This is a genomic window from Lelliottia sp. GFLA7, assembly GCF_056490165.1.
The window spans coordinates 73,297-93,757 of the sequence record NZ_JBWLAQ010000002.1; the positions used below are offsets into that span (position 1 = coordinate 73,297).

Annotated in this window: 19 protein-coding genes; 15 read left to right on the forward strand and 4 right to left on the reverse strand. The window is 53.4% G+C overall.

Translation table 11 applies throughout. From position 1 onward, the window contains the following. Nucleotides 1-19 precede the first annotated feature (19 nt). The 6 genes from AC07RN_RS05810 (at nucleotide 20) to AC07RN_RS05835 (ending at nucleotide 6,955) form a co-directional block, all read left to right on the forward strand. Nucleotides 20-1,468, forward strand: coding sequence for a GGDEF domain-containing protein (locus AC07RN_RS05810; RefSeq protein WP_478335843.1), 1,449 nt, complete (start codon nucleotides 20-22; stop codon nucleotides 1,466-1,468). 180 nt (nucleotides 1,469-1,648) lie between these two features. Further along, a complete protein-coding gene (locus AC07RN_RS05815) occupies nucleotides 1,649-2,641 on the forward strand; it encodes a diguanylate cyclase (protein WP_478336274.1) in 993 nt (330 codons plus the stop codon). A gap of 52 nt (nucleotides 2,642-2,693) precedes the next feature. Beyond that, nucleotides 2,694-3,659: a sensor domain-containing diguanylate cyclase gene (locus tag AC07RN_RS05820; protein WP_478335844.1), complete on the forward strand. Its 966-nt coding sequence runs from the start codon at nucleotides 2,694-2,696 to the stop codon at nucleotides 3,657-3,659. An 83-nt stretch (nucleotides 3,660-3,742) separates the two neighbouring features. Then, complete coding sequence (locus AC07RN_RS05825; RefSeq protein WP_478335845.1) at nucleotides 3,743-4,270, forward strand: N-acetyltransferase family protein; 528 nt, start codon at nucleotides 3,743-3,745, stop codon at nucleotides 4,268-4,270. Nucleotides 4,271-4,387: 117 nt separating this feature from the next. Beyond that, nucleotides 4,388-5,839 carry a tagaturonate reductase gene (locus tag AC07RN_RS05830; RefSeq protein WP_478335846.1) on the forward strand — a complete coding sequence of 484 codons (1,452 nt, stop codon included), beginning with the start codon at nucleotides 4,388-4,390 and terminating at the stop codon, nucleotides 5,837-5,839. A gap of 201 nt (nucleotides 5,840-6,040) precedes the next feature. Further along, entirely contained in the window at nucleotides 6,041-6,955 is a 915-nt protein-coding gene (locus AC07RN_RS05835) for a bestrophin family protein (protein WP_407437587.1), read from the forward strand. Between the two features lie 7 nt (nucleotides 6,956-6,962). On the opposite strand, the gene AC07RN_RS05840 is transcribed toward AC07RN_RS05835, so the two are convergent. Next, nucleotides 6,963-7,511 carry a GNAT family N-acetyltransferase gene (locus AC07RN_RS05840; RefSeq protein ID WP_478335847.1) on the reverse strand — a complete coding sequence of 183 codons (549 nt, stop codon included), beginning with the start codon at nucleotides 7,509-7,511 and terminating at the stop codon, nucleotides 6,963-6,965. Between the two features lie 95 nt (nucleotides 7,512-7,606). Here AC07RN_RS05840 and AC07RN_RS05845 point away from each other — a divergent pair, with 95 nt between their 5' ends. After that, nucleotides 7,607-8,077 carry an N-acetyltransferase family protein gene (locus AC07RN_RS05845; RefSeq protein WP_478335848.1) on the forward strand — a complete coding sequence of 157 codons (471 nt, stop codon included), beginning with the start codon at nucleotides 7,607-7,609 and terminating at the stop codon, nucleotides 8,075-8,077. 13 nt (nucleotides 8,078-8,090) lie between these two features. Then, on the forward strand, nucleotides 8,091-8,531 hold the full coding sequence (locus AC07RN_RS05850; protein ID WP_012017408.1) for a GNAT family N-acetyltransferase: 441 nt from the start codon (nucleotides 8,091-8,093) through the stop codon (nucleotides 8,529-8,531). 57 nt (nucleotides 8,532-8,588) lie between these two features. On the opposite strand, the gene tam is transcribed toward AC07RN_RS05850, so the two are convergent. Then, the gene (gene tam / locus AC07RN_RS05855) at nucleotides 8,589-9,347 is read right to left on the reverse strand and encodes a trans-aconitate 2-methyltransferase (RefSeq protein WP_478335849.1); all 759 of its coding nucleotides are present in this window, start codon (nucleotides 9,345-9,347) and stop codon (nucleotides 8,589-8,591) included. 221 nt (nucleotides 9,348-9,568) lie between these two features. Here tam and AC07RN_RS05860 point away from each other — a divergent pair, with 221 nt between their 5' ends. The 5 genes from AC07RN_RS05860 (at nucleotide 9,569) to AC07RN_RS05880 (ending at nucleotide 16,049) form a co-directional block, all read left to right on the forward strand. Then, a complete protein-coding gene (locus AC07RN_RS05860; protein ID WP_478336275.1) occupies nucleotides 9,569-10,468 on the forward strand; it encodes an aminoimidazole riboside kinase in 900 nt (299 codons plus the stop codon). 171 nt (nucleotides 10,469-10,639) lie between these two features. Continuing rightward, nucleotides 10,640-12,157, forward strand: a complete 1,518-nt coding sequence (locus AC07RN_RS05865) for a carbohydrate porin (protein WP_478335850.1) — start codon at nucleotides 10,640-10,642, stop codon at nucleotides 12,155-12,157. Between the two features lie 67 nt (nucleotides 12,158-12,224). Beyond that, nucleotides 12,225-13,595: a sucrose-specific PTS transporter subunit IIBC gene (locus AC07RN_RS05870; protein ID WP_478335851.1), complete on the forward strand. Its 1,371-nt coding sequence runs from the start codon at nucleotides 12,225-12,227 to the stop codon at nucleotides 13,593-13,595. After that, the gene (locus tag AC07RN_RS05875; RefSeq protein ID WP_478335852.1) at nucleotides 13,595-15,004 is read left to right on the forward strand and encodes a sucrose-6-phosphate hydrolase; all 1,410 of its coding nucleotides are present in this window, start codon (nucleotides 13,595-13,597) and stop codon (nucleotides 15,002-15,004) included. The genes AC07RN_RS05870 and AC07RN_RS05875 overlap by 1 nt, the downstream gene beginning before the upstream one ends. A gap of 28 nt (nucleotides 15,005-15,032) precedes the next feature. Continuing rightward, entirely contained in the window at nucleotides 15,033-16,049 is a 1,017-nt protein-coding gene (locus tag AC07RN_RS05880) for a LacI family DNA-binding transcriptional regulator (protein ID WP_478335853.1), read from the forward strand. A gap of 21 nt (nucleotides 16,050-16,070) precedes the next feature. Here AC07RN_RS05880 and AC07RN_RS05885 read toward each other — a convergent pair whose 3' ends face one another. Then, nucleotides 16,071-16,628: a histidine phosphatase family protein gene (locus tag AC07RN_RS05885; RefSeq protein ID WP_478335854.1), complete on the reverse strand. Its 558-nt coding sequence runs from the start codon at nucleotides 16,626-16,628 to the stop codon at nucleotides 16,071-16,073. A gap of 371 nt (nucleotides 16,629-16,999) precedes the next feature. Then, nucleotides 17,000-17,881, reverse strand: coding sequence for a LysR substrate-binding domain-containing protein (locus AC07RN_RS05890; RefSeq protein ID WP_478335855.1), 882 nt, complete (start codon nucleotides 17,879-17,881; stop codon nucleotides 17,000-17,002). 105 nt (nucleotides 17,882-17,986) lie between these two features. Between AC07RN_RS05890 and budA the strand changes: the two genes are divergently transcribed. Both budA and alsS read left to right on the forward strand, forming a co-directional pair. Next, a complete protein-coding gene (gene budA / locus AC07RN_RS05895; RefSeq protein WP_449554406.1) occupies nucleotides 17,987-18,766 on the forward strand; it encodes an acetolactate decarboxylase in 780 nt (259 codons plus the stop codon). Between the two features lie 13 nt (nucleotides 18,767-18,779). Beyond that, nucleotides 18,780-20,459 (forward strand): acetolactate synthase AlsS, encoded by a 1,680-nt coding sequence (alsS, locus tag AC07RN_RS05900; protein WP_478335856.1) that lies wholly within the window; start codon nucleotides 18,780-18,782, stop codon nucleotides 20,457-20,459. Nucleotides 20,460-20,461 lie beyond the last annotated feature (2 nt).

Consider the following 20,461-nt stretch of genomic DNA (forward strand, 5'->3'; position numbering starts at 1 on the left):
TTATATGGATTGATATTTAATGCGCTCTTCCTTGCTCTCGTTTCAGCCGTTCCAGCCCGACAACGCCCTGCGAAATACAGTCACTATTTTTGCACTCACCACGCTGTTTTATTTTATCGGTGCAGAATTGCGCCTTGTGGAAGCGCTCTCCCTCTTCTGGCCGCTGAACGGCGTGATGGCAGGGGTGTTTGCCCGCTATGCGTATCTCAATCGCCTGCGTTACTACGCGGTCTCCTATATTGCGATGCTGATGTATGACGCGATAACGACCAACTGGGGCATTGCCTCCGTGGTGATCAATTTTTCCAATATGGTCTTTATCGTCACGGTGGCTCAGTTGGTCATGCGGGACACACAAATGGGGCGCAAAACCCCCGATCCGATTAATGCCCTGCGGCTGTTTAACTATTGTCTGATTGCTGCGCTGCTCTGCGCGCTGGTGGGGGCGATGGGGTCCGTGGGCATCGACAGTCTGACCTTCTGGCCGTTGTATGCCGACTGGTTTAGCGAGCAGTTTTCAACGGGCGTGCTCATTTTACCCTGTCTGTTGACTGTCAAAGTGCCGAAGATGAATCGTTCGGTGCCAGTGGAGCATTTCTTGCCTGTTCTGGCACTGGTGGTGTCGGTGATTGCCTCAGTGGTGATTGGCGGTGCGGGTAGTCTGGCATTCCCGTTGCCCGCGCTTATCTGGTGTGCCGTCCGTTATTCACTCCCGGCGACCTGCTTACTGACGTTCCTGACCGGCGGGATTGAAATCATTCTGGTGGCCAATTCCATTATCGATATTGCCGTCGCCACGCCGCTGTCTACGCCGATGATGTTCTCTGCGCGCCTGGGGATTGCCACCATGGCGATTTGTCCGATCATGGTTTCCGTCAGCGTAGCGGCGATCAATTCGCTTATTCGTCAGGTTTCTCTGAGAGCCGATTACGATTTTCTCACGCGTGTTTACTCTCGTTCAGGCCTGTATGAGGCGCTGAAGCATGAAGAATCCCATCGGCATCCCCGCTTTTTAACGGTCATGCTGTTAGATATTGATTACTTCAAAAGCATCAACGACAACTATGGTCATGAGTGCGGCGATAACGTGCTGGCCGCCTTTGCCGGGAAAGTCCAGCAGGAGGTGGGTGAAGACGGGATCGTTGCGCGTATGGGTGGCGAAGAGTTTGCGGTGGTGGTGGATTCGGTCGATGCGCAGCAGGGCTTAGCGCTGGCTGAAAGAATTAGAGAAACTATTGCTTCGCACCCGTTTATCTGGCGTCAGCAACGGCTGTTTTTAACGGTGAGTATTGGTCTTGGCAGCGCAAAAGCGGAATCCTGGCAACTGACGGACGTCTTTAACAAGCTGATGGCCGAAGCCGACGACTATCTCTATCGTTCGAAAAAAGCTGGGCGAAATCGTATCAGTGCGCGTCAACTGAACGATCTGCCGACGGTCGACGCGCAAAAAGATCCCGAACGCGTGTAACCGTCACCATCCCAGGCAGAATGCGGCACAGATGTTATCAATATGCGTATATAATTGTTGCCTGTTATTTTTAAGCTCAATAAGATACCCGAGATTTCACATCGGAAAAAACGCAGCATGAACGGAATGGACAAACTGAGTAAACAGCATCGCTTACCAGGGAATCGGTTTGTCAAACGTATGTTTTTGATGCGTATCCTTGGCACATTTCTCTGTTTTATTCCTATTCTTACCGTCCTGATTGAACAACAACGTTCAGAATGGCTAATGGTTTTACTCGCCTTGAATGCTTTTGTTTGGCCGACCGTGGCCTGGCAACATGCCAGTCGATCCTCAACGCCGCTGGTGACTGAGCATCAGAATCTTGTTGTGGATGCTGCAGCGGGCGGATTCTGGATAGCGATGATGGCGGTGAATCCGTTGCCCTCGGTGGTGATTACCACCATTCTGCTGGCGGATCGGCTCTCCGCGGGCGGTTTTGTCCTGATGAGAAAAGCCGCTGTCGCGATGTTGGTGGTGTTTCTCGCGGCCTGGCTGGTGCAAGGAATGCCATTTGCCATCACCGTTTCTCAGCAAACCATGTTTGCCACGCTGCCGTTAATTGCTATCTATGTTATTGCCCTGAGCGTGTTGACGGACAGTATTGCGATCCGCTTGCGTGTTAAATCTCGCGAGCTGGAGCGGATCGCGATGATGGATCCGTTGCTGGACATTGCTAACCGACGCTTACTGGAAAAACGCATCGAGAAAGAGCTTAAAAGGCTGCAACATGCCAGTCGTGAATCGGCGCTGATGTTTATCGATATCGATAATTTTAAAGATGTGAACGATCGTTTTGGCCATAAAGTGGGGGATACGATGCTGGCGACGGTGTCGGAGATTCTGCATCTGGCCACCCGACAGACGGATACCCCGGCGCGGCTGGGCGGCGATGAATTTGTCATCCTGCTGCCGAACACCTCAATTGAAGAAGCGTACGTGGTGGCGTCGCGAATCATGGAGGCCGCTGCGGTTATGGAAGATGTGGCGGAAGAAGCGATTAATTGTACGTTAAGTATCGGTATTGCGGGTGCAACACGTGACATGGAAAATGTCACCGACTGGTTGCAGGCCGCGGATACCGCTCTTTATCAGGCCAAACGCGGCGGTAAAAATCGAATTTACGCCCACTGACAAGTCGCTTGTTTAGGCTAAGCTATTAAAAAGCTGAGTGTCAGGAGACATTATGAAAGCGCCTGCAATTCCTGCTAATGAATCTGAACGTCTGCTCGCCCTGCGTGAGTCCGGGCTTCTGGAATCGAATCATCATCAGCCTTATGACCGGATCAGTCGTCTGGCGAAACGCCTGTTTAACGTACCCGTGGCGACGGTCAATTTGATTGATGAACGTTCACAGGTGGCGATCTCGACGGAAGGCACCATGGCGGCGGGCTTGCCGCGAAACGTCTCTTTTTGCGGGCACGCCATTCTGGATAACGTTCCGCTGGTGGTCCCTGATACGCATCTTGACGCCCGTTTTCGCGATAATCCGCTAGTCACCGGAACGCCCGGTGTGCGTTTTTACGCTGGGATTCCGCTCTCTTTACCCAACGGGGCACTCGTCGGAACGCTGTGTCTGCTGGATTATGTTCCTCGCGAAATGAGCCCTAATGACCTGACGGCGCTTAACGATCTCGCCGCGCTGGCAGAAAATGAGTTTGCCGCAGCCTGTGCTGCAACAACCGATGAATTGACGAGATTGTTTAACCGGCGCGGGTTTAACCAGTTTGCGGCATTTGCGCTTTACGGTGCCAGACGACGCGCGGAACCGTTAACGCTTGCCTGGATGGATCTGGACCGCTTCAAGCAGATTAACGAACGTTACGGCCACGCAGAGGGCGATGTTGCGCTAAAAGCGATGGCGGAACTGATGCGTGGCTCATTCCGTGAGGCGGATCTGCTGGTGCGCTACGGCGGCGATGAGTTTGCGGTGCTGTTTGCAGATACGGACGAGCAGGGCGCGTGGGTCGCGATGCAGTTTTTAAACGAAGAGGTGGCGAACTACAATCAGCGCGGCCTGCATCCGTGGAGCCTGACTTTCTCCTGGGGCGTGTGTGAATTTGACCATCAGCAGAACGATCTCCAGCGCTGGCTGCAAATTGCCGATGAAAAGATTTCCGCCATGAAACAGCAATACGCAGTCGGGCATTAACATCACAAAGACCTATGGCGGGTCAACTTGCGTTAAGTCATTGTTAATAGCAATGTGTTGGGGTCACTTTACAAGGAAACCCTATGACCCCGTCTATGTCTGTTCACACGTTCTCCCGGGATGAAATCCTCTCTCATATTGATGCCCTGGCCGATATTCTTGCCAACTGCGTGAACGGCGGGGCATCGGTCAGTTTTATGCTTCCTTTTTCTCATCATGATGCGTGCGCTTTCTGGCGCGGCGTTGCCGAAAGCGTCGGCCGCCAGGAGCGTACCGTGCTGGTATGTCGCGACGAGCAAGGCGAGCTTTTAGGCACCGTACAACTCCTGACCGATCAACCAGAAAATCAGCCGCATCGCGCCGATGTCGCGAAGCTACTGGTTCATGAAAAAGCGCGTCGCCGCGGAGTCGCCATGGCATTAATGGAAGCGCTTGAAGCTGTCGCCAGAGAGCAGGGCAAAACCGTTCTGGTGCTGGACACCGCAAGCGGCAGTGATGCGGAAAGCTTCTATGTGCGTGGGGGTTGGATAAGAGTGGGGGAAATCCCTGATTACGCGCTGATGCCAGACGGCGAAATGACGGCGACAACTGTGTTCTATAAGTTTTTATAATTTATTTCGCAATTGCTGCAGGAATTGATCAAAACAGGGTTTCATGGTCGAAAAGTTTGATAAGTTATTGGACCAATCTTATCGGGCTGTATGACTAATTAAAAAAGGAACCCCATTGTGAACACACTCAACCGTCGCGATTTCCCCGGTGCGCTCTATCCTGAACGTATCATTCAGTTTGGTGAAGGTAACTTCCTGCGTGCGTTCATCGACTGGCAGATCGACCTGTTAAACGAACATACCGATCTGAACTCAGGCGTTGTGATTGTCCGCCCAATCCAGAGCGATTTCCCGCCTTCACTCAGCACCCAGGATGGTTTGTATACCACTATCATTCGTGGTCTGAATGAGCAGGGCGAAGCGGTGAGCGATGCGCGTCTAATCCGCTCCGTGAACCGTGAAATCAGTGTTTACAGCCAGTACGACGAATTCCTGAAGCTTGCGCACAATCCTGACATGCGCTTTGTCTTCTCAAACACTACGGAAGCGGGTATTAGCTACCACGCTGAAGACAAATTTGACGATGCGCCAGCCGTCAGTTATCCCGCCAAACTCACCCGTTTGCTGTTCGAGCGCTTCAGCCATTTCAGCGGTGCGGCCGATAAAGGTTGGGTCATTATTCCGTGCGAACTGATTGATTATAATGGCGATGCCCTGCGTGAACTGGTGCTCCGTTATGCGCAAACGTGGGAACTGCCTGCAGAATTTACGCAATGGTTGAACAATGCCAACGTCTTCTGTTCAACGCTGGTTGACCGCATTGTGACGGGGTATCCGCGTGATGAAGTTACTGCGCTTGAAACAGAACTGGGCTATCACGATGGCTTCCTGGATACCGCCGAGCACTTCTATCTGTTTGTCATCCAGGGGCCTAAGTCCCTGGCCAGCGAACTGCGTCTGGACAAACTTTCGCTGAACGTGCTGATTGTTGACGACATCAAGCCGTATAAAGAACGTAAAGTCGCGATCCTGAACGGGGCGCACACTGCGCTGGTTCCTGTCGCCTTCCAGGCGGGTCTGGACACTGTTGGTGAAGCCATGAACGACGCAGAAGTGTGTGCGTTTGTGGAAAAAGCCATTTATCAGGAAATTATTCCGGTACTCGATTTGCCGAAAGATGAGCTGGAATCCTTCGCCAGTGCGGTGACAGGGCGTTTCCGTAACCCCTACATTAAGCATCAGCTGTTGTCGATTGCGTTGAACGGCATGACAAAATACCGTACCCGCATCCTCCCTCAACTGCTGGCAGGGCAGAAGGCTACCGGCAAATTACCGGCGCGTCTGACGTTTGCTCTGGCTGCGCTGATTGCGTTCTATCGCGGGGAGCGCAACGGCGAAAGCTATCCGGTGCAAGATGACCAACACTGGCTTGATCGTTATCAGCAGCTGTGGGCTCAGCATCACGACAAACAGATCAGCACCAGCGAACTGGTCAAAGCGGTTCTGAGCGTGAGCGAGCATTGGGAACAAGACCTGACGAACGTCAGCGGATTGGTAGAACAAGTTACGCTCGACCTGGATGCTATTTTGCTACAGGGAATGCGGGCTGCGGTAAAACAGCTCTGCTAATCTCTCTCCCGGCTCCGGCCGGGTTTTTTAAAAAGGCACATTAGTTACAACATACTATTATCCAGGCTTTTAAAAAACACACCTCAGCATGGTGCAATTATTTGTCTATCAGAAGGAAATTGCAATATCCTGGTAACAAGCTTGCAACGGTGACGGCGATCACGTTTAATAGTCGCGCTCTTTATTTGCCTGAAGCTGACTATGATTGTTCGTCCTCAACAGCACTGGCTGCGCCTGATTTTTGTCTGGCACGGTTCTGTCCTGTCTAAAATTTTTACCCGGCTGTTTCTCAACTTCCTGTTATCCATTGCCGTTGTCCTGACGTTGCCCTGGTACTCGTCGCTGGGCTTCAAGCTGACCGTTGCGCCATTCAGTATTCTTGGTGTGGCGATCGCTATTTTCCTCGGTTTTCGCAATAACGCCTGTTATTCGCGCTACGTCGAAGCTCGCCAGCTTTGGGGGCAGTTGATGATAGCGTCACGCTCGTTGTTTCGCGAGGTGAAAAACACATTACCGGACGATCCGCATCTGGGTGAGTTTGTGCGCCTGCAAATTGCTTTCGCCCATTGTTTACGCATGACGTTGCGCCGACAACCACAGGCTGAAAGGCTGGCACGCTATCTCAGTGCAGAACACCTGCGTGCGGCGATGGACTCTCAATCACCGGCTAACCGAATCCTGCTGATCATGGGCGAGTGGTTGGCCATCCGCCGCAGAGAAGGGCAGTTGTCGGATATTCTTTTCCACAGTCTCAATAATCGCCTGAATGATATGTCGGTGGTGCTGGCGGGTTGCGAGCGCATCGCCAATACGCCCGTCCCGTTTGCCTACACGCTGATTTTGCATCGCACCGTCTATTTGTTCTGCATCATGCTGCCGTTTGCGCTGGTTGGCGATCTGCATTACATGACGCCGTTCATCTCCGTTCTGGTTTCTTATACCTTCATTGCACTCGATGCCCTGGCTGAAGAGCTGGAAGAACCGTTTGGTATCGAAAACAACGATTTGCCGCTCGATGCAATATGCAATGCGATGGAAATCGATCTGCTGCAAATGAATGATGAGTCAGAAATCCCGGCACGACTGTTACCCGACAGACGCTATCAGCTGACGTAATGAACATTCAGGAACGCTTTAGAGCGTTCCACTCTTCGCGTGTTATTTCCCAGAGCTCGGAATCCAGCTCGCCGCAGACGTAGGCTTTCTTTTCAGTTTTCACCAGACGCATGCCGCTACTCACAGAAATCCGCTGCGAACGATCGTTGATAGCCGCTTTTGGCGCCCGAAGGAGCGGTCTGTTGAGCGTGTTAAACCAGTAATCCGTAGCGGCAATGCTGGCTTCGCGCATTAAGCCTTTGCCCTGCCATTCCGGCGCAAGCCAGAACCCGCGATTGTTATCTTCTTCGTCATACAGGCAGATGAGTCCTATCAATTCTTCTGGATTTTCATGTCGGCGAATCGTCCAGAACCAGGCGATTTCTTTTTCGACATCGGGCAGTGCGACGTGATTGACATAATACTCCGCACCGTTGGGTGGATAGGGCCACGGCACGCTGGCGACCATATAGCGAACAATTTCCCAGCGCGGATAAAGCGCCTGAATTTGCTCTGCATCGGTTTTTTCTAACGGCTTGAGTAACAAACGTTCCGTGGTGAGCGTGGGCGTGGCCATGTCAGGATCTCCCTTTTTAGTCGTTAAGTTTTTGTTTGCCTTCTGCTATTTTCATGAGTACCACATTCTAAAAAGCCTGAACAGCAGAGGAATGAATGACCTTAAGACGTGCAGTACCGGAGGAAGCTGAAAAACTGTGGCAAATTCGCAATCTGGCGATTCGCGCAGGCTGTCAGAGCAGTTATGACGCCGAGGTTATCGATCGCTGGACACCCGATCTGATGCCGGAAAGCTATCGTCAGGTGGTTATCGACAATCCTTTTTACGTTGCTGTTGATGAAAATGGTGAACCGGTCGCAACCGGTTATCTTGATCTGGCGATGCACAGCGTGGAGGCCGTATTTACTGTGCCGAACGCGACGGGCAAAGGGCTGGCCGGGAAGATTATCACGGCCATAAAAGAGGAAGCGCGCCAACGGGGAATAAAACGGATAACACTCTCATCGACGCCTAATGCGCATGCTTTTTATCTGAAACAAGGATTCACCACGCTCGGTGAAAATCGCTATGTTTCAAAGCTTGCAGGAGCAGAACTGCGCTGTATCGATATGGCAATCGACGTCTAAAATGAGATTATCAATGAACGTTAAGGTAAGAGCGTTACGTCCCGAGGATTATGCTCAATGGCGATCGCTTTGGGATGGATACGTCAGTATTAATAATCATCACCTGGATGAGTCGATCACGACATTCACCTGGGAAAGGGCGCTCAATCCTGATTCCGCTCTTTTATGTCGGGTAGCGGAAACAGAGGGGAAAGTGATCGGTTTTGCCCTCTGCGTGCTGCATGAAGGGACATGGACAACGGCACCCATTTGCTATCTGGAGGATCTGTTTGTCGATGCTGACGCCAGAGGAATGGGCGCGGGCAAAGCCCTGCTTGATGCGCTTCAGTCCGAGGGGAAACGCGAGGGATGGTCGATGCTTTACTGGATGACGCGACAGAACAATCCCGCACGGCAACTCTATGACCGTTATGCCGGGGTGGATGATTTCGTCCGTTACCGTGTCCCGCTTTGAGCGTTAACATCACGCTGACGGCCACTTTGGGGGCAGTGTGATGTATTACACCTCGGATTAAGGCTCTCGTCTGGCAACGAAAAACAGTCGTGGAAAGGCCAGTAATATCTGTCCATTTTCCTGAATCGGATACAGCTGGACCAGCAGTTCATGATATCGCGCCAGAAACTTCAGCTGTTCATGTTCGCTTAATTCCTGCATCCACGGACGTAACCCCGTCGCACTGACCCAGTCAATAATGGCCTGATGGGAGCTCATCTTGTGATAGTACGTTGTCCGCCAGATATCCACATCGCAACCGGTTTCCGTCAAAATATCGTAGTAAGCGTGAATGCCGGGCAGCGGTTCGCGGGCACGATTCGGATAGCCCTGCTCGTAAGCGACTTCTCGCATCAGAACATGGCTGGGTTCATCTACGTTATCGGGCATTTGTACTGCCAGAACGCCATTGAGTTTGAGCAGGGAAATGAGGTGGGGGAGCAGCGCGTAATGATCCGGCACCCACTGCAGCGAGGCGTTGGCGTAAATGAGATCGACCGCGTGTTCTGGCTTAAATTTCCGGACGTCAGCCTCAATGAAGCGACATTCAGGTACCGCAACGCGAGCCTGTTCCAGCATCGCAGGCGAATTATCGACACCCATAATCCGGGCCAACGGCCAGCGCTTAAGTAAAAGGGCGGTGCTGTTGCCAGGGCCGCAACCCAAGTCCAGCACGTCTGACACATCGTCGATCGCAATGCGTGCGAGCAACTCCGCAGCCGGACGCGTTCGTTCCGCGCCATATTGCAGATATAAAGAAGGGTTCCAGTCGGCCATGCGCACATCTCCGGGTTGCGTGTACAAAAAGTGTAGATGATCCGCTATTTTTGGTCTGTTTCGACGCTCAACTCAACCATACCATCGGCGCAGCAATTCTTCTTGCGATGGTGTCGGCAAATGCGTGTCTGATTCTCATCATTTTCTCACCACTATTTCCCGTTTTCAGATGTTGTGCTTAAATAGCTAAACCGGTTTAACATATTTAGCTAAAGGTGAGCATCATGAAGAAAATATGGGTTCTGGGCGATGCGGTTGTCGATTTGTTGCCCGATGGCGAAGGACGATTGCTGCAATGTCCAGGCGGAGCGCCTGCCAACGTGGCGGTCGGCGTTGCGCGTTTAGGCGGAGAGAGCGGCTTTATTGGCCGGGTGGGCGACGACCCGTTTGGACGCTTTATGCAACAAACGCTGATTGCCGAGAATGTGAGCGTGGATTCTCTGTATTTCGATGCGCAGCAACGTACCTCGACGGTCGTGGTGGAATTGCAGCCCGACGGCGAGCGCTCGTTCACCTTTATGGTTCGCCCCAGCGCCGACCTGTTCTTGTCACCTCAGGATTTACCCGCTTTCCAGCAGGGGCAGTGGCTGCACACCTGTTCCATTGCGCTAAGCGCCGAACCGAGCCGCTCGACTACGTTTCAGGCGATGGATGCCGTTAAAAATGCGGGAGGGCTAGTCAGTTTTGATCCCAATATTCGAGCCGATCTGTGGCAGGACGCCCACGTTTTGCGTGACTGTCTTGATCAGGCGTTACGCAAAGCCGACATGGTTAAGCTGTCGCGAGAGGAGTTAACGTTTCTTACCGGGCAACTCGCGGTCGATGAGGGCCTGAGGCTGTTTGTGGATCAATACGCGGTGCCAACAGTGCTGGTTACGTTGGGTAAAGAGGGCGTTGTCGCCTGGCACAACGGTCAGATCACCACCTATGGCGCGCCAGTGGTCAAGAGCGTGGATACCACTGGTGCAGGTGATGCCTTTGTCGCTGGGATGCTGTATGGCCTGGCGAGCGGAACATCCGATTTCCCGACTATCATTGCGCTAGCTCAGCGCTGCGGTGCGCTTGCCACGACGGCCAAAGGGGCGATGACCGCATTACCTTATCGACGCGACCTGGATTAAAAGGACCTGTCCGCTGTGGCGTCTCGGTCTGAATTGTCGTGCGGGTCACATTTACTAAAACGGTTTAGCAAAAAAAGTTGCCCAAGCAAAATTGAGCGGTTTAGTATCTCAAAACTAAACCGGTTTAGCAATTTAGCAACTTTCAATAACCTCTTTTAGGGATGCGACAAAATGTATAAAAAACGCAGACTTGCCGTGATGATTGGCATGCTGGCCGGAAGCGCTTCTGTGTATGCTCAGACGGATATGAACAGTATCGAACACCGTCTTGCCGCGCTTGAACAACGTCTTCAGGAGGCCGAAGGACGTGCAACGGCGGCTGAAAAACGGGCGGCCGCCGCAGAACAAAAAACGCAACAACTCGTAGCCGTTCAACAGCAAACGCAAACCAGCACTCAGGATGTCGCACAGCGCACCGCTGCGTTAGAGAAGAAAACAGACCTAACCAGCGGATTCGAATTTCACGGTTATGCTCGCTCAGGATTGCTGATGAACGACGCGGCATCCAGCAGCAAAAGTGGTCCGTATCTGACTCCCGCCGGTGAAACGGGCGGCGCAGTAGGGCGACTGGGTAACGAGGCAGACACCTACGTTGAGCTGAATGTCGAACACAAACAGACGCTCGAAAGCGGGGCGACGACGCGCTTTAAAGCGATGCTCGCGGACGGTCAAAAAACCTATAACGACTGGTCAGCCGACTCCAGCGATCTGAATATTCGTCAGGCGTTTGCAGAGCTGGGCAGCTTGCCTGATTTCAGCGGCCCGCTGAAGAGCAGTACCTTCTGGGCAGGTAAGCGTTTTGACCGCGATAACTTCGACATCCACTGGCTCGATTCTGATGTGGTGTTCCTAGCCGGGACCGGCGGCGGGGTCTATGACGTCAAATGGGATGACAATTTCCGCAGCAATTTCGCCATCTACGGGCGTAATTTTGGCAGCGAAGAAGAGATCGACAACAACGTTCAAAACTACATTTTGAGCATGAATCACTTTGCAGGTCCGCTGCAGGTGATGGTGAGCGGGATGCGTGCTAAGGACAACGACGACCGCAAGGATGCCAACGGCGATCTGATCAAAACCGATGCCGCCAATAAAGGTGTTCATGCGTTGGTCGGGTTGCATAACGACAGCTTCTATGGCCTGCGTGAAGGTTCTGCCAAAACGGCAGTGCTGTACGGTCATGGCCTGGGTGCCGAAGTGAAAAGTATCGGTTCGGACGGGGCTTTGCTCTCTGAAGCGGATACCTGGCGCTTCGCAAGTTACGGTGTCACGCCTCTCGGCGGCGGATGGCATATCGCTCCAGCACTGCTGGCACAGAGCAGTAAAGATCGTTACGTCAAAGGCGACAGCTACGAATGGGTCACGCTCAATACGCGGCTTATCAAGGAAGTGACGCAGAACTTCGCACTCGCCTTTGAGGGCAGCTATCAATACATGGATTTGAATCCGGAAGGCTACAAGGACCGCAACGCGGTGAACGGCAGCTTCTACAAACTGACCTTCGCACCGACGTTAAAAGCGGGCAAGATCGGCGATTTCTTCAGCCGTCCTGAATTACGGTTGTATGCAACATGGATGGACTGGAGCAGCAAACTGGATAACTACGCCAGCGATGACGCCTTTGGTAGCAGCGGCTTCAACGCAGGTGGGGAATGGAACTTTGGGGTACAGATGGAAACCTGGTTTTAACCCTTCACGCTCCCGCCTGGCGGGAGCGTCACTTACATCATAAAAATACGTTCAGGTAGAGGTGTCTATGGATTTCGATAAAATTGCCAACGCGCTGATTCCGCTGCTCGGTGGAAAAGAGAACATTGCCAGCGCGGCGCACTGTGCCACGCGTTTACGCCTGGTCCTGGTCGATGATGCGTTGGCTGACCAGCAGGCGATCGGCAAGGTTGACGGGGTCAAAGGGTGTTTTCGCAACGCGGGGCAAATGCAGATCATTTTCGGCACCGGCGTGGTGAATAAAGTCTACGCGGCGTTCATTCAGGCCACTGGCATAGGGGAATCCACCAAGTCTGAAGCCGCCGACATCGCGGCGCGTAAGCTGAATCCGTTCCAGCGTATCGCGCGTCTGCTGTCGAATATTTTCGTGCCGATCATTCCTGCCATCGTCGCATCGGGTCTGCTAATGGGCTTGCTGGGGATGGTAAAAACCTACGGTTGGGTGAATGCCGATAACGCGATCTACATCATGCTCGACATGTGCAGTTCAGCGGCGTTTATCATTTTGCCGATCCTGATTGGTTTTACCGCCGCCCGTGAATTTGGCGGCAACCCGTACCTGGGCGCGACGCTTGGCGGCATCCTGACGCATCCGGCGTTGACCAACGCCTGGGGTGTGGCGTCGGGCTTCCATACCATGGACTTTTTTGGCCTCGACATTGCCATGATCGGTTACCAGGGCACGGTATTCCCGGTGCTGTTGGCTGTGTGGTTTATGAGCCATGTTGAAAAACAACTCCGCCGCGTGATCCCGGATGCACTGGACTTAATTCTCACGCCGTTTTTCACCGTGATTATTTCCGGCTTTATTGCGTTGCTGATTATTGGCCCGGCGGGGCGCGCACTGGGCGACGGTATCTCCTTCGTACTGAGCACGCTGATTGAACATGCCGGTTGGCTGGCAGGGCTGTTATTCGGTGGCCTGTACTCGGTGGTTGTCATCACCGGCATTCACCACAGTTTCCACGCTATCGAAGCGGGATTGCTGGGAAATCCGTCGATTGGTGTTAACTTCCTGCTGCCGATTTGGGCGATGGCGAACGTGGCACAGGGCGGGGCGTGTCTGGCCGTGTGGTTTAAAACTAAAGACGCGAAGATTAAAGCAATTACCTTACCGTCCGCATTTTCTGCCATGCTCGGTATCACCGAGGCGGCCATCTTCGGGATTAACCTTCGCTTTGTGAAGCCGTTTATTGCCGCGTTGATTGGTGGTGCAGCGGGCGGTGCGTGGGTGGTTTCGGTACATGTTTATATGACGGCAGTGGGCCTGACGGCGATTCCAGGCATGGCGATTGTGCAGGCGAACTCGCTGCTGAACTACATCATCGGCATGGTCATTGCTTTTGGCGTCGCCTTTGCGCTGTCTTTACTGCTGAAATACAAAACGGACTCTGAATAATGACGATTCCTTCTCGCTGGCCTGCGGTACTGCAGGCCGTCATGAAAGGCCAACCGCAGACGTTAACTGACGATCATTATCCTCAGTGGCATCTTGCGCCGGTGACCGGATTGATGAACGATCCCAACGGTTTTATCTGGTTTGCCGGACGTTACCATCTGTTCTATCAGTGGAACCCGCTAGGCTGCGATCATCGTTACAAATGCTGGGGCCACTGGAGTTCGGCTGATTTAGTGCAGTGGCAGCATGAACCGATGGCGCTGATGCCGGATGAAGAATACGACCGTAACGGCTGCTACTCCGGTAGCGCCGTGGATAATCAGGGCGTTTTAACGCTGTGCTATACCGGCAACGTCAAATTTGATGACGGCAGTCGCACCGCATGGCAATGCCTGGCAGTACAAAATGAAGCCGGTGGTTTCGATAAGCTCGGTCCAGTATTGCCACTACCGGAAGGTTATACCGGCCATGTGCGCGACCCAAAAGTGTGGCAGCACGATGGGCAGTGGTACATGGTGCTGGGCGCACAGGATTTACAAAAGCGCGGCAAAGTGCTGCTGTATCAGTCTGCGGATTTGCACAGCTGGCAGCCCCTCGGCGAAATCGCGGGCCACGGCGTGAACGATCTGGCCGATGCAGGGTATATGTGGGAGTGTCCGGACCTGTTCGAGCTGGACGGTACGCACGTGTTGATCTGCTGCCCGCAGGGACTGGCGCGCGAACCGCATCGCTATCGCAATACCTATCCTTCTACCTGGATGAGCGGCGATTTTCATTATGACGATGCGAAATTTGAACATGGCGCGCTGCACGAACTGGATGCCGGGTTTGAATTTTATGCCCCGCAAACGACATTAGCGGCAGATGGCCGTCGGATCCTGATTGGTTGGATGGGCGTCCCGGACGGAGAAGAGATACTACAGCCAACCTGCGAATACGGCTGGATCCATCAGATGACGTGTCCGCGCGAGCTGCATTTCCGCGACGGAAAACTTTGGCAAACACCGATTCGGGAACTGCAACAGCTGCGCGAGGAAGCGCAAAACTGGCACGGAAATGCTGCATCAGCCCCCGCGCTGGACGCCGGGCGTCTTGAGTTCGAGCTTAAAACTGACGCGGCGGTGAAGGTGAACTTCGCCGATACGCTGTGGCTCAGCCTGGACGAAAAGGGGATTAGGCTTGAACGAAAAACCCTGCGCAATGATGAAATATTGACGCGTTACTGGGACGGAAAGGTCAGCTCTTTGCGCGTTTTGTGCGACAGATCCAGCGTCGAAATTTTCATTAATGAAGGCGAGGGCGTGATGAGTAGCCGCTATTTCCCGGGCCATCCGGCGCAAATACGCTTCGAAGGTGCGTCCGTCATCACATTACGCTACTGGTCGCTTCGCGCTAGCATGATAGAATGAGGGTTTTGGCAGCCGGGTCTAAGTCGTTGTGAGAAAAACAAAACGCATCACCATTAAAGACGTAGCAGAACTGGCGGGCGTATCGAAAGCGACCGCCAGTCTGGTTTTGAATGGTCGCAGCAAAGAATTACGTGTAGCAGAAGAAACGCGCGATCGCGTGCTTGCCATTGCAAAACAGCATCACTACCAGCCCAGTATTCATGCGCGATCGCTGCGGGATAATCGTAGCCATACCATCGGACTGGTCGTGCCAGAAATCACCAACTACGGCTTTGCTGATTTTTCACATGAGCTGGAGACGTTGTGCCGCGAAGCTGGCGTCCAGTTGCTTATCTCCTGTACGGACGAAAACCCGGGGCAAGAAACCGTGGTGGTCAACAATATGGTTTCCCGTCAGGTCGATGGCTTGATTGTAGCCTCGAGCATGTTGAATGACACCGACTACCAAAAGCTGAGCGAACAACTGCCCATCGTGCTGTTTGACCGGCATATGAATGACAGTTCGTTACCGCAGGTGATTACCGACTCCATTACGCCAACTCGTGAACTCGTCGCCGACATCGCTCGGCAGCATCCGGATGAAATCTATTTTCTCGGAGGGCAGCCGCGGCTTTCGCCCACGCGCGATCGTTTAGAAGGATTCAAGCAGGGGTTAGCGCAGGCAGGCGCCACGTTGCGTCCGGAATGGATTATTCACGGGAACTATCATCCAAGTTCCGGCTACGAGATGTTCGCTGCGCTGTGCGCGCAGTTGGGGCGGCCACCGAAGGCCGTTTTCACGGCTGCCTGTGGCTTACTCGAAGGGGTGTTGCGCTACATGGGCCAGCACAATCTGTTGCAAAGTGATATGCGACTGGCCAGTTTTGACGATCACTATCTTTATGATTCTCTGGCCATCCCGATTGATACGATACGCCAGGATAATCGCCAACTGGCGTGGCACTGCTTTGATTTGATTGGCAAGTTGATTGAAGGGGACGTTCCTGATCCGCTGCAACGCAAGCTCGATGCAACGCTCCAACGTCGGCATAAAACGGCAGGGTGATTCTGCGGTTCTTTCCCGCTTTTACTTTAGTTTATAGATACCGGCGTCCCAGTATTTTTTACCCTGACGTCGATACTCTTTCATCCCCAACGATATCAGTTCCCTTGCGATGAGCCGATTCATCACGCCGTGACCCATAAGTAACACCGGGCCGTTTGAGGCCTTTGCTACCGTGACGAGGATGCCCGCAGCCTGAACCGCACGTTGCTTTGCTGTTCCTAAAGGCTCTACATCACGGGATATGCCACACAGCCACATGACGCGGAAGAAAGCAGCCCAGACGACCGGTGATAATCGAAAGCCGTGCAGGTGCAATATCGGCAGAGCGGCTTCCCTGAAGACGTCATCAATAAGGTCCGGTTCACGCCCTAATGTGTTCACGGAAGAAAGCGCTCTGGGAAGAGGGCTGCTAATGATCCGCGATGCGCTGGAGGCTAATATTTGACTGCATTCGGGGGGCATATCGCGACCAATATCGGAGCTGTCATAGTGTCTAATCCAGTCAGCCATTTCACGGCTCGTGACTCTCGAAATACCCTCAAAAACAGGCTTTCCGTGTCGCATCAAAATAATTTCCATGGGCGCTTCTTGTTTGTGTTTCTTTTGATAGCACCAGATTAACGTGATGAAGGCAGGGTAGACTACCACCTTATTTGGGGTTGACCGGGCTTAAAACTCATTAACCCGCTGTGATGTTGGCTAAGAGATTTTTGAAAATGATAATATTCTGCCGTGCGGAAATACAGGAGGTGCGTTGGGCTCCCTCCAGGCTGACAATTATCTACCAGGGCAATGTCACCCGCGAAGACAATTACCCGCCCAGGCTGTGTCCACATTACGTGGGGAGAAAACACGTTAATACCACTTTTCTCATTCCTGGAGAAAAATCGTGAGGAACGGCTTCTGGAATGAATGAGCATACAACGCCATAGTACGTCACTACGCTAAAGTTATTCCTCATTCATGGTAGATATAAAACGTTTCACTGTGTGCGAACGTTCAAACCGCCGCCAGCAAAGGGCGATATCAGTATAGATATCAGGTGAGGTCAACGCATGATAGGTGACATTCGGATGTGAAATGGCTGTCATCGATTCCGGCACCATGGCAAACCCACAGCTGGCGGCCACCATACTTATGGAAGAGGAAAGCTGTGACGACTGCAACATATTCTGCATATCAATTCCGGCTCGCTCGCAGCAACCGTAAACGCTGTCGTACAAGCACGGAGCAATCTCCTGCGGGAATAACACCACCGGCGTATCCCGCAACTGCTCCAGGGCTACTTCACCACTTTCTGCAAGCGGATGGTTGCGATGTAACGCGACCATCATTTGTTCTCGGTCGAGGACTTTCACTTCAAACGCCTTGCTGCTCTCGCACGGTAGACGCACAAAGGCGATATCCAGTTCGCCTTCCGCCAGCATAGTCGTCAGCGAAGACATATTGGCCTCCACCTGGTAAACACGCACAGCCATATTCTGTTTCTGATATTTTCGGATAAGCGCGAATATTTTGGGGTGAAAGGCGTCCGAACTGGTGATTCCGATCGACAGACTGCCGTTCAGCCCACGCGCGATACCTCGGGCTTTTTCCAGCGCGGCATCGCTCAGCGCCAAGATTTTACAGGCGTCTTCATAAAAGGCTTCTCCCGCCTCGGTTAGCTCCACACCTCGTGTCAGGCGCCTGAACAACGGCGTGCCAACTTCATCCTCAAGCCGTTTGATCTGCTGACTCAGAGGAGGCTGAGAAATACCCAGCGCTTTGGCTGCCTTGGTGAAGTGTCGCTCACGTGCAACGGCGACAAAATACCGCAGATAACGAAGTTCCATATCTAAAACGTCTCAAACCAGCATGGGATCTATATTGGAACTCTCAGCTGAATCGGGTCAACATTTATTTAACCTTTCTAAATAAAGTTGAAGAGGACGAATACGATGTTGCATTCATCTGCATGCGACTGTGAGGCCAGTTTGTGCGAGACCCTGCGCGGGTTTTCCGCCCAACATCCTGACAGCGTGATCTATCAGACATCGCTAATGAGCGCTCTGCTGAGCGGCGTGTACGAAGGGGAGACCACCATCGCCGGGCTGCTGGCACACGGTGATTTTGGTCTGGGCACGTTCAATGAGCTGGACGGCGAAATGATTGCCTTCAGCAGCCAGGTATATCAATTGCGCGCCGACGGCAGCGCCCGAGCCGCCAAACTCGAGCAGAAAACACCTTTCGCAGTAATGACCTGGTTCCAGCCTCAATACCGTAAAACCTTCGATGCGCCGGTGAATCGCCAGCAAGTCCATGAGGTGATCGACCAGCAAATCCCCTCAGATAATTTGTTCTGCGCCTTACGTATTGACGGGCGTTTTCGCCAAGCACACACCCGAACCGTTCCGCGCCAGACGCCGCCATACCGGGCGATGACCGATGTGCTGGACGACCAGCCGGTGTTTCGCTTCAACCACCGCGAAGGCGTGCTGGTCGGGTTCCGTACGCCGCAGCATATGCAGGGCATTAACGTGGCGGGTTATCACGAACATTTCATTACCGACGATCGTCAGGGTGGGGGGCATCTGCTCGACTACCAGTTAGAAAACGGTGTGCTGACCTTTGGTGAAATTCACAAGCTGATGATTGATCTGCCTGCCGACAGCGCTTTTTTACAGGCTGATCTCCACCCCAGCAATCTGGATGCAGCGATCCGTTCCGTAGAAAACTAACAGGAGAACCACCGTGAACAGTGATAAACAGATACGGCAGTGGGCGCATGGCGCCGATATGATTGTCGGCCAGCTGGAAGCGCAGGGGGTGAAGCAGGTTTTCGGTATTCCGGGCGCAAAAATCGACAAAGTTTTCGATTCCCTGCTGGATTCCTCCATTGAGATCATTCCCGTGCGTCACGAGGCGAACGCGGCGTTTATGGCGGCGGCGGTAGGTCGGCTAACCGGTAAAGCTGGAGTGGCGCTGGTCACTTCCGGGCCAGGTTGTTCGAATCTGATTACCGGCATCGCTACGGCCAACAGCGAAGGCGATCCGGTAGTTGCGCTGGGGGGCGCCGTGAAGCGGGCGGATAAAGCCAAATTGGTGCACCAGAGTATGGACACCGTTGGCATGTTCAGCCCTGTCACAAAATATGCCGTTGAGGTCAATTCACCAGACGCTATTGCCGAAGTTGTGTCGAATGCCTTTCGCGCCGCAGAACAGGGCAGGCCGGGCGGGGCGTTTGTCAGCCTGCCGCAGGATATTGTCGATCAGCCCGTCACAGGGGCGATTCTCCCTGCCAGCAACGCCGCCTTGATGGGCCCGGCGCCGGAGTCAGCCATTAACGACGTGGCGAAGCTAATCGAAAACGCCAAAAATCCGGTGATCTTGCTGGGGCTGATGGCCAGCCAGCCCGCGAACAGCGTAGCGCTGCGTAAGCTACTGGAAAAAAGCCGTATCCCGGTTACCAGCACCTATCAGGCCGCCGGAGCCGTGAACCAGGAGCACTTCACCCGTTTTGCCGGGCGCGTCGGACTCTTCAATAATCAGGCCGGCGACAGGCTGTTGCATCTGGCAGACCTGATTATCTGCATCGGCTACAGCCCCGTTGAATACGAACCTTCCATGTGGAACCGCGGCGATGCCAGGTTGGTGCACATTGATGTCCTCCCAGCCTATGAAGAACGCAACTATGTGCCCGATCTGGAGCTAATAGGGGACATTGCCGCCACGCTGGAGCTGCTCGCGAGCCGAATTGTGCAGAAGCTTGAGCTCAGTCCACGTGCGTCAGAAATTCTTGTTGATCGTCAGCATCAGCGCGATCTGCTCGATCGCCGTGGTGCATCGCTCAACCAGTTTGCCCTGCATCCGCTGCGCATCGTCCGGGCGATGCAGGACATCGTGAACAACGACGTGACGCTCACGGTCGATATGGGCAGTTTTCACATCTGGATCGCCCGCTATCTCTACAGCTTCCGCGCACGTCAGGTGATGATTTCTAACGGCCAGCAGACTATGGGCGTCGCGCTGCCGTGGGCAATTGGTGCGTGGTTAGTGAATCCGGGTCGGAAGGTGGTTTCGGTATCAGGCGATGGCGGCTTCCTTCAGTCGAGCATGGAACTGGAAACCGCTGTGCGTCTCAATGCCAACGTGCTGCACATCATCTGGGTGGATAACGCCTACAACATGGTGGCAATTCAGGAAGAGAAAAAATACCAGCGTCTTTCGGGCGTGGAGTTCGGCCCGGTCGATTTTAAAGTCTATGCCGACGCCTTCGGTGCAAAAGGCTTTTCCGTGGAGAGCGCCGACGCGCTCGAACCGACGCTGCGTAAAGCAATGGATGTCGATGGCCCGGCCGTGGTGGCCATTCCCGTCGACTACAGCGATAACGCGCTGCTGATGGGCCAACTCCATCTCAGCCAGATTTTGTGAAT

What these genes read in the sequence shown, in the direction of transcription:
- AC07RN_RS05810 (WP_478335843.1), top strand. Translation starts at nt 20, where the DNA reads ATGCGCTCTTCCTTGCTCTCGTTTCAGCCGTTCCAGCCCGACAACGCC.
- AC07RN_RS05815 (WP_478336274.1), top strand. Translation starts at nt 1,649, where the DNA reads ATGTTTTTGATGCGTATCCTTGGCACATTTCTCTGTTTTATTCCTATT.
- AC07RN_RS05820 (WP_478335844.1), top strand. Translation starts at nt 2,694, where the DNA reads ATGAAAGCGCCTGCAATTCCTGCTAATGAATCTGAACGTCTGCTCGCC.
- AC07RN_RS05825 (WP_478335845.1), top strand. Translation starts at nt 3,743, where the DNA reads ATGACCCCGTCTATGTCTGTTCACACGTTCTCCCGGGATGAAATCCTC.
- AC07RN_RS05835 (WP_407437587.1), top strand. Translation starts at nt 6,041, where the DNA reads ATGATTGTTCGTCCTCAACAGCACTGGCTGCGCCTGATTTTTGTCTGG.
- AC07RN_RS05840 (WP_478335847.1), bottom strand. Translation starts at nt 7,511, where the DNA reads ATGGCCACGCCCACGCTCACCACGGAACGTTTGTTACTCAAGCCGTTA.
- AC07RN_RS05845 (WP_478335848.1), top strand. Translation starts at nt 7,607, where the DNA reads ATGACCTTAAGACGTGCAGTACCGGAGGAAGCTGAAAAACTGTGGCAA.
- AC07RN_RS05850 (WP_012017408.1), top strand. Translation starts at nt 8,091, where the DNA reads ATGAACGTTAAGGTAAGAGCGTTACGTCCCGAGGATTATGCTCAATGG.
- tam (WP_478335849.1), bottom strand. Translation starts at nt 9,347, where the DNA reads ATGGCCGACTGGAACCCTTCTTTATATCTGCAATATGGCGCGGAACGA.
- AC07RN_RS05865 (WP_478335850.1), top strand. Translation starts at nt 10,640, where the DNA reads ATGTATAAAAAACGCAGACTTGCCGTGATGATTGGCATGCTGGCCGGA.
- AC07RN_RS05870 (WP_478335851.1), top strand. Translation starts at nt 12,225, where the DNA reads ATGGATTTCGATAAAATTGCCAACGCGCTGATTCCGCTGCTCGGTGGA.
- AC07RN_RS05875 (WP_478335852.1), top strand. Translation starts at nt 13,595, where the DNA reads ATGACGATTCCTTCTCGCTGGCCTGCGGTACTGCAGGCCGTCATGAAA.
- AC07RN_RS05885 (WP_478335854.1), bottom strand. Translation starts at nt 16,628, where the DNA reads ATGGAAATTATTTTGATGCGACACGGAAAGCCTGTTTTTGAGGGTATT.
- AC07RN_RS05890 (WP_478335855.1), bottom strand. Translation starts at nt 17,881, where the DNA reads ATGGAACTTCGTTATCTGCGGTATTTTGTCGCCGTTGCACGTGAGCGA.
- budA (WP_449554406.1), top strand. Translation starts at nt 17,987, where the DNA reads ATGTTGCATTCATCTGCATGCGACTGTGAGGCCAGTTTGTGCGAGACC.